This window comes from Rhodoblastus acidophilus, from assembly GCF_009720655.1.
Classification (GTDB): domain Bacteria; phylum Pseudomonadota; class Alphaproteobacteria; order Rhizobiales; family Beijerinckiaceae; genus Rhodoblastus; species Rhodoblastus acidophilus_A.
In genome coordinates this window covers 69,201-76,153 of the sequence record NZ_WNKS01000019.1, presented here as the reverse complement: position 1 = coordinate 76,153, position 6,953 = coordinate 69,201, and the positions used below count along the sequence as shown (strand labels likewise).

Below are 6,953 nucleotides of genomic sequence, written 5' to 3'. Positions count from 1 at the left end.
GCGAAAAAGCCTTTGAATATCAGGCTTTAAATGGTCGGAGTGGCGGGATTCGAACCCACGACCCCTAGTCCCCCAGACTAGTGCGCTAACCGGACTGCGCTACACTCCGACTGCGTCGCCTTATAGAGAAGCTAAACGCCGCTGGCAACGCAAGGATGGAAAAAAACCGTCACGCCAGAAGACGCGTGCATTCCGTTAGTTCCGCAAGGATCGCCTCCAGCCGATGGCGGTCTTGCATCGACAGGCTCGTGGTCCCGCTCGCGGTCGCCCCAGGTTCAGGCGCTGACAAACGCGCGATCAGCGCTGGGCCACGCGCAGCAGGCGCTGGCGTATCGATCCCTGTGCGCGCCGGCTCGATGAGAGGCGGGGCCGGCAGCGCCCATGCCGCCGCGAGGGACGTCGCCCCGCGCGGCGCGGCCGAGGCCGCGATGACCGCGCGCACCCCCTGCTCCTTCAGGATGCGCTGCACCCCCTTGATCGTATAGCCCTCGCTGTAAAGCAGCACGCGAATCGCCGCCACGAGCGCAATGTCGTCCGGCCGGTAGTAGCGCCGCCCTCCCGCCCGCTTGACCGGGCGAATCTGCGTGAACTTGGTCTCCCAAAACCGCAGGACATGCTGGGGCAGATCAAGTTCCTCGGCCACTTCGCCAATGGTTCGAAAGGCCTCGGTGGTCTTGTCCATCTGGTTCTCCCCCGAACGCGCGAAAGGTCTTTGGAAAGCGCGCCACCATTCGGCCGCAGCCCTTCCCAGTTGCGAGGGGAATCTTCTACCTGTCGAGGAGCGTGTCCACCAGAATCAACCGGCGGCGAGCGTCGCCGGCTTGGAGGGAACGGGACTCAGTCCGCGTCACCGTTCATCCGCGCGCGCATGATGTGCGAGGCGCGGAACACCAGCACGCGGCGTGGTGTGATGCGCGCCTCCACCCCCGTCTTCGGGTTGCGGCCGACCCGTTCGCGCTTGTCGCGTTGCAGGAAGGTGCCGAAACTCGACAGCTTGACGTTCTCGCCCCGGGCGATGGCGTCGCTGATCTCCGAGATGACCATTTCGACAAGCTGCGCCGATTCCATGCGCGAAAGGCCGATGCGGCGAAACAAAGCCTCCGCGAGGTCCGAGCGCGTGATGGTGTGTTTGTCCGCAAGCGTTTCCGTAGAAGACGCGGCGGGACGCGAATCAACTGATAGAGCATTTGAGGACATCGCCTCACCCCATAAAACAAATGACGATTATTTAACTTGGCTCGATACCGGCAAGGGCCGAGCGCGCCAGACTTTCGCAACCTGTGGAAGAAACAAATTTTTATCGGCTGCGACTTGGCCACGAGTCTAGGCCGGCCGCGCGGGTTGTCAAGGCGACCGCGTATCCGCAAAAACCGTAATATGCCGGTTTATCAACGCTCTTGCGCCCAGAAATTGGGCTCTACCAGCGTATGATTGCGGCGCCCCAAGTAAAGCCGCCGCCAATCGCCTCGATCATCACGAGATCGCCGGGCTTGATTCGGCCGTCGTCGCAAGCGACGGCCAGGGCGAGCGGGATGGACGCAGCGGAGGTGTTGCCGTGATCCTGCACGGTCGTCACCACCTTTTCGGGGGGGATGCCGAATTTTTGGGCGGAGGCGTCGATGATGCGCCGGTTGGCCTGATGCGGCACGAACCAGTCGAGATCCTGGGCGGTGATTCCGCAGGCCGCAAAGGTCTCGGCCATCACATCCGTAACCTGCCCGACCGCGAACTTGAACACCTCCTTGCCTTCCATGCGCAGGAAGCCGACCGTCTTCGTGGTGGAGGGGCCTCCGTCCACATAGAGCTTGGCCCGGTGCTTGCCGTCGGAGCGCAGGCAGGACGCAAGAATTCCGCGCGGCAGGTTGTCTCCTTGCCCCTGATCGGGTTGCTCCTGCGCCTCCAGCACAATCGCGCCGGCGCCGTCGCCGAACAGCACGCAGGTGGTGCGGTCCTCCCAGTCGAGGATGCGCGAAAAGGTTTCGGCGCCAATCACCAGCGCCCGCTTGTGCGAACCGGACAGCAGGAATTTTTCGGCGGTGGACACGGCGAAGACGAAGCCGGCGCAGACCGCCTGGAGATCGAAGGCGACGCCGCGCGTGATTCCCAGACCCGCCTGGATCATGGTCGCGGTGGAGGGAAAGGTGTAGTCCGGCGTCGAGGTGGCGCAGACGACGAGGTCGATGTCGTCGGGCGTCAGGCCGGCGCGTTCGAGCGCGACCCGGGCGGCGGCGATGCCGAGCGTGGAGGTGGTTTCGTCATCCGCCGCGATATAGCGCTGCTTGATGCCGGTGCGTTGGACGATCCATTCGTCGCTGGTGTCGACGGTGGATTCCAGCTCCTTGTTGGTCACGCAGCGCTTCGGCAGCGCTGAACCCACACCCTTGACCACCGCGCGCAGGCGTAAATCTCCGCTCACTTTATTGTCCTGTTTCTAGCGGGCGCTCCGACGGGGCCGCGGCCGCGACGGTTTGACCGTCCACCTGCTCTTCCGCCAGGGCCATCATGTCTCGAATCTTTTCCAGCAGGGCCCGGCGCACCATGCCGTGGCCGATCTCGATCGCGCCCGAAAACCCGTTGGCGTCGATGCCGCCATGGCCCTTGATCACCACGCCGTCGAGGCCGAGCAGGACGGCGCCGCTGGTCTCGCGCGGGGTGAGCCGCATCTTCAGTTCGCGAAAGGCGCCGCGCGCGATGAACGCGCCGATCTTGTTGATCAGCGAACGGGTCAGGCTCTCGCGCAGATAGGCCGTGATCTGCCGGGCCGTGCCTTCCGCCGTCTTCAGGGCGATATTGCCGGTAAACCCTTCGGTGACCACCACGTCCGAGGTTCCCCGGCCGATGTCGTCGCCCTCGACGAAACCGTGGTAGCTGAACAGCGGCGAATCGATCTGCTGCAACAGGCGCGAGGCGGTCTTGACCTCCTCGATGCCCTTGACCTCCTCGACGCCGACGTTGAGCAGGCCGACGGTGGGCCGTTCGATATCAAACAGAGAGCGCGCCATGGCCGCGCCCATCATGGAGAGATCGACGTAATGCTGGGCGTCCGCGCCAATGGTGGCGCCGACATCCAGAACAATGGAGCGGCCGCGCAGGGTCGGCCAGATCGCCGCGAGCGCCGGACGCTCGATCGGCGCCATGGTGCGCAGGCACACTTTTGACATCGCCATCAGCGCGCCGGTGTTGCCGGCCGAGACGGCGCAATGGGCGGCGCCCGTCTTCACCGCCTCGATCGCCATCCACATGGAGGAGACCCGGCGCCCCGCGCGCAGCGCCTGGCTCGGCTTGTCGGCCATGCCCACGGAGACGCTCGAATGAATCACCTTGCTCGCCGCGCGCAGTTTGGGAAATGCGTTCAGGTGCTCGGCGATCTTCTCGCTGTCGCCATAGATAATGAAGACGGAATCCGGCTTGCGGTCGAGGAACTGCGCCGCGCCGGGAATCACTACCGAAGGGCCGAAATCGCCGCCCATGGCGTCGAGCGCGATCCGAACAGGCTCAACCATCGCTAAAGAATCCCAACCTTTTCAACCGGCCCTCGGCCCTGGCCCATGACCTGACGCCACGCTTGGCCTTTGGAAGCGCGCGACAATAGCTTTTGCGGCGCTCTTGGCAAGCCCCAACACGCTCCAAGATGCCGCAGGGGCGGCGCCGCGTCAGTCCTTCTTCATTTTCGACAGCGCGGCGAAGGGGGACGCGGGTTCGTCCTCCTCGGCGTGGCCTTCGAATGCGGCGCCCGGTTTGCGGGGATAGGGATCGAGGCCGAGGGCGAGAAATTCGCAGGCCAGCGCGCCCAGGTCGATCCTGCCGTCGATGATCGGATCCGGCGGGTCCGGCTGCTCGGCCAGCAGGCGCGCCTTGTCGGTCGCGGCTTCCAGTTCCGCCATGGCGCGCTCATAAGCGGCCTTGGCCTCGGCTTCCGGCGCGAAGGCGATCTCGAAGGGTTCGTCGACCTGCGTCTCGAACAGGTCCAGCGTGACCACGCAGGTCTGCGTGACCACCGCCGTGACCCGCCCGCGGGCGAAAAGGCCCTCGCGGCCCCGGCGGGTCAATTGCGCCTCGACCGTCAGGTCGCGCAGGGCGACGAGTTCGTCGAGCTGGGCGAGTCTTTCGCATTCCGCCGGCGTCGCCGAGAAACGCACGTTCGACCCGGCCTCGCCGACGCTCTCGACGGCGACGGTGCGGGAAAACGGCGGCGCATGATCTTCCATGACGGCTCCAATATCGCTTGCGCATACTTCTTACTGTGCGCGGTGTTTGGACAGGACTATGCGCGACAACCCAAGACGCCGTTATGTCAACTCATGGCGCGGGAAACGGCGCCTCGCCGCGCAGGAATGTTTCGAGCGGGACGGCGGCGAGCGCGGATTCGGCGCGGCGGAAATAGTCGGCGAACGCCGTTCCCTCTCCCTGCCCCGCCAGAACGTTGCGCGCCAGCGCCTCGGCCAGCGCATCATCCCCCTCCTGCCCCGCCGCCTGAATATAAGCGGCGCCGCGTCCGGAAAAGGCGCCGGCGAGTTTTTTCATCCGCTTGGGCACGCCGGTGTCGGATATGCCTTTTTCCCTCAACGCGTCGTCGAACAGGGAAAAAACCGCGTCGGAGGTCGCCTGCGCGAGCTCCGGGCCGGGCGCTTCCGCAAGCGACAGCCGCCGCAGCAGGAGGCCGGCGTTGAGCACGGTCACCTCGAACCGGCCCTCGAATGTGTCCGGCGCGCCATAGGGCGGCAGAAAAAAGGCTGGCAACCGCGATTGCGCGGTGATGGCGCGAGCCAGCGCCGTCGCCTCATCCCTGAAGGGTTTCTTGCGAAACAGTCCAAAGATCATTAGAGCTTCCCTTCAAAAAGGCGCGCGCCGCAGCCTTGCTTTTGCCCCGTGTGGGGGTTAGGCGTGTGAAGGCTTGAGCGCAAGAGCCTTTCGCGGTTTTTCCGGAGATTCAGGAATGAAGTCGATCGCCAATGCATTTCTTGGACGGAGCCGCGCCCTGAAGGGGTTTGGTCCCGCCCTGTTGGCGCTGAGCGTTCTGTCCGGCTGCTCCACACTGGACCAGGGCACGATTACTCGCGGCTATGTGTTTGACGACCAAACCCTATCGCAAGTCAAGATCGGCGCGCCCGCCGAACAGGTCCTCGCCGTGCTTGGCACGCCGACGACGACGTCGACGGTCGGCGGCGACGCCTGGTACTACATCAGCCAGCGGGTCGAACAGCCGATCCCGGCCATGCCGGCCAAGGTCACGAACCAGCGCGTTTACGCCGTCTATTTCGACAAGAACAAGCGCCTGACCCGAATCGCCAATTATGGGATGGAAGACGGCCGCGTCATTGACATGACCTCGCGCCAGACGGTCGCCGGCGGCGGCGAAAACCGCCTGATCCAGGGCATGCTCAAGCAGATCTCGGGACTGCAATACAAGATGTTCTAATGTGCGGGCTGGCGCGGCTGCGGCCGCGCCGGATTTTTAGGGGTCGGAGCGGCCAAGCCGTTGCGCCAGCCGCGCAATGTCGAGGCGTTTCAGCAGTTCGACGGTGATGGGGCGCTTCTCGTCCCAGAACACCATGGATTCCAGAAAATTGTGTGCGATGTCGCTGTCCAGCAGGTCCAGGACGGCCTGCGCCTGCGCGCGATTGTCGAACGGCAAGACATAGACGGTGTCGTCGAACATGACCGGTTTGCCCTCGACGGGGCCGTAGAGCCTGAACGCCAGTTTCTTGTAGAGGCCACTGATCGCAACCTTCCAGGGCGCAAAACTGTACGCGCCGACGCCGAACATGGAGAAATCCGGCTTGTTCCTGTAGATGATGCTTGTGCGGCGCTCGAAGGCCGCGCGATGCCGGTTCAGATAGGCCCAGGTTTTCGGCGCCAGGCGCGCAATCGGTCCGGTGTCTTCGCCAATCGCGCATTGCGTCACAATCACCCATTTTTCGCGGTCGCGCCGCCGCACCCCGGCAATGTCCGCGCTTTTGACCAGCGGATAAAGGTAGGTGTCTTCGACATCGACCTTCTCGCCATAGCCATTCCAAAACCCTGTTGAGCGCTCCAGTTCCATGACCTTGGCGCAATCGTGCTTGAGCCCGGACCGCCAGACGTAGGTCTTGTTGGTCCCTCTCACGTGCTTGTGGCGCTCGTAAGCCTCCATGTCGGACACGAGCGCGTCCTCCGCCCAGCCGAACCGACCGCACGGCGCCTGGGCCTGCAAGCTCGGGTAAATCGAACAGCTTTGCGACGAAGCGGTTCCGTTGACTTCGACAAGGAACAGGCACGCCTCCACGGCGGCGGAAAAATGCACGGCGGCGTCGATTCGAAAAAGCGCGGCGGCGGAGATCGGCAGCGAACGCTTCCAGACGGAACTCAAGATTTTGCGCGCGACGGCGGCCTTGCAGAGCACAGCCAATGCCCCGCCCTTCACGCCGAGCCACTCGAGGCTCTTCATCAGCATCCATTCGGAAATGTCGAAATTGGCCTTTCCGGTGACCGCCTCAAAACCCTTCAAGCTCTCGACGTTGGTTTTTGCCGGCAGATTGTCGCTGCGCAGGCCGCCCAGCTCGGAATTGGTGACCCAGGGTGGATTGCCGAGCACGAGCAAGGGCCCGGCGGCGTCCTGGACCCAGCGCATCCAGTCGAAGTGGAAAAAACTGTCGTGGACGAGGGTCAGCTTGCATCGCGACGGCAGGCGAAGTCTCGCGACGTCGAGATAGGACGCGTTGATGTCGAGGCCAAAGAGGCGGGCGTCAGGGAAAGCTTCGTGCGCGGCGGCGAGAAAGGCGCCCTTGCCGCAACTCGGCTCGATGATCGTCGCCGGTTTTGGGACGCGCGCGCGAAAAAGGGCGACCACCTCGCGCGCGAGCTCATCGGGGGTCTGGAAGTCGCCGAACTCGGCGATATCTCGGCGTTTTCGCGGCCTCACAAAACCTCGCAACAAAAAAGGCCGGGTTTTTCGCCCGGCCTTCTTCATTTTC

Annotated in this window: 8 protein-coding genes and 1 tRNA gene; 1 reads left to right on the top strand and 8 read right to left on the bottom strand. The window is 64.0% G+C overall.

What is annotated here, in order from left to right:
• Positions 1 to 31: 31 nt before the first annotated feature.
• From GJ654_RS16890 to GJ654_RS16860, 7 genes are all read right to left on the bottom strand, one after another.
• Positions 32 to 109: transfer RNA gene (locus tag GJ654_RS16890), tRNA-Pro, on the bottom strand.
• A gap of 60 nt (positions 110 to 169) precedes the next feature.
• On the bottom strand, positions 170 to 682 hold the full coding sequence (locus GJ654_RS16885; protein WP_155447349.1) for a MerR family transcriptional regulator: 513 nt from the start codon (positions 680 to 682) through the stop codon (positions 170 to 172).
• Positions 683 to 837: 155 nt separating this feature from the next.
• Entirely contained in the window at positions 838 to 1,197 is a 360-nt protein-coding gene (locus tag GJ654_RS16880) for an integration host factor subunit alpha (RefSeq protein ID WP_155447348.1), read from the bottom strand.
• A gap of 220 nt (positions 1,198 to 1,417) precedes the next feature.
• Positions 1,418 to 2,416 (bottom strand): beta-ketoacyl-ACP synthase III, encoded by a 999-nt coding sequence (locus tag GJ654_RS16875; RefSeq protein ID WP_264586284.1) that lies wholly within the window; start codon positions 2,414 to 2,416, stop codon positions 1,418 to 1,420.
• 1 nt (position 2,417) lies between these two features.
• The gene (gene plsX, locus GJ654_RS16870; RefSeq protein WP_155447347.1) at positions 2,418 to 3,503 is read right to left on the bottom strand and encodes a phosphate acyltransferase PlsX; all 1,086 of its coding nucleotides are present in this window, start codon (positions 3,501 to 3,503) and stop codon (positions 2,418 to 2,420) included.
• 150 nt (positions 3,504 to 3,653) lie between these two features.
• Entirely contained in the window at positions 3,654 to 4,208 is a 555-nt protein-coding gene (locus tag GJ654_RS16865) for a YceD family protein (protein ID WP_155447346.1), read from the bottom strand.
• Positions 4,209 to 4,299: 91 nt separating this feature from the next.
• Complete coding sequence (locus tag GJ654_RS16860; protein ID WP_155447345.1) at positions 4,300 to 4,821, bottom strand: ubiquinol-cytochrome C chaperone family protein; 522 nt, start codon at positions 4,819 to 4,821, stop codon at positions 4,300 to 4,302.
• 115 nt (positions 4,822 to 4,936) lie between these two features.
• On the opposite strand from GJ654_RS16860, the gene GJ654_RS16855 reads away from it, so the two are divergent.
• The gene (locus GJ654_RS16855) at positions 4,937 to 5,419 is read left to right on the top strand and encodes an outer membrane protein assembly factor BamE (RefSeq protein WP_155447344.1); all 483 of its coding nucleotides are present in this window, start codon (positions 4,937 to 4,939) and stop codon (positions 5,417 to 5,419) included.
• A 36-nt stretch (positions 5,420 to 5,455) separates the two neighbouring features.
• Here the strand turns inward: GJ654_RS16855 and GJ654_RS16850 are convergent, their stop codons facing one another.
• Entirely contained in the window at positions 5,456 to 6,901 is a 1,446-nt protein-coding gene (locus GJ654_RS16850) for a class I SAM-dependent methyltransferase (RefSeq protein WP_155447343.1), read from the bottom strand.
• Positions 6,902 to 6,953: the final 52 nt, after the last annotated feature.

Excerpts from the sequence above, each read along its gene's own strand:
- plsX (WP_155447347.1), bottom strand. The coding sequence starts at position 3,503 with ATGGTTGAGCCTGTTCGGATCGCGCTCGACGCCATGGGCGGCGATTTC.
- GJ654_RS16885 (WP_155447349.1), bottom strand. The coding sequence starts at position 682 with ATGGACAAGACCACCGAGGCCTTTCGAACCATTGGCGAAGTGGCCGAG.
- GJ654_RS16880 (WP_155447348.1), bottom strand. The coding sequence starts at position 1,197 with ATGTCCTCAAATGCTCTATCAGTTGATTCGCGTCCCGCCGCGTCTTCT.
- GJ654_RS16860 (WP_155447345.1), bottom strand. The coding sequence starts at position 4,821 with ATGATCTTTGGACTGTTTCGCAAGAAACCCTTCAGGGATGAGGCGACG.
- GJ654_RS16865 (WP_155447346.1), bottom strand. The coding sequence starts at position 4,208 with ATGGAAGATCATGCGCCGCCGTTTTCCCGCACCGTCGCCGTCGAGAGC.
- GJ654_RS16855 (WP_155447344.1), top strand. The coding sequence starts at position 4,937 with ATGAAGTCGATCGCCAATGCATTTCTTGGACGGAGCCGCGCCCTGAAG.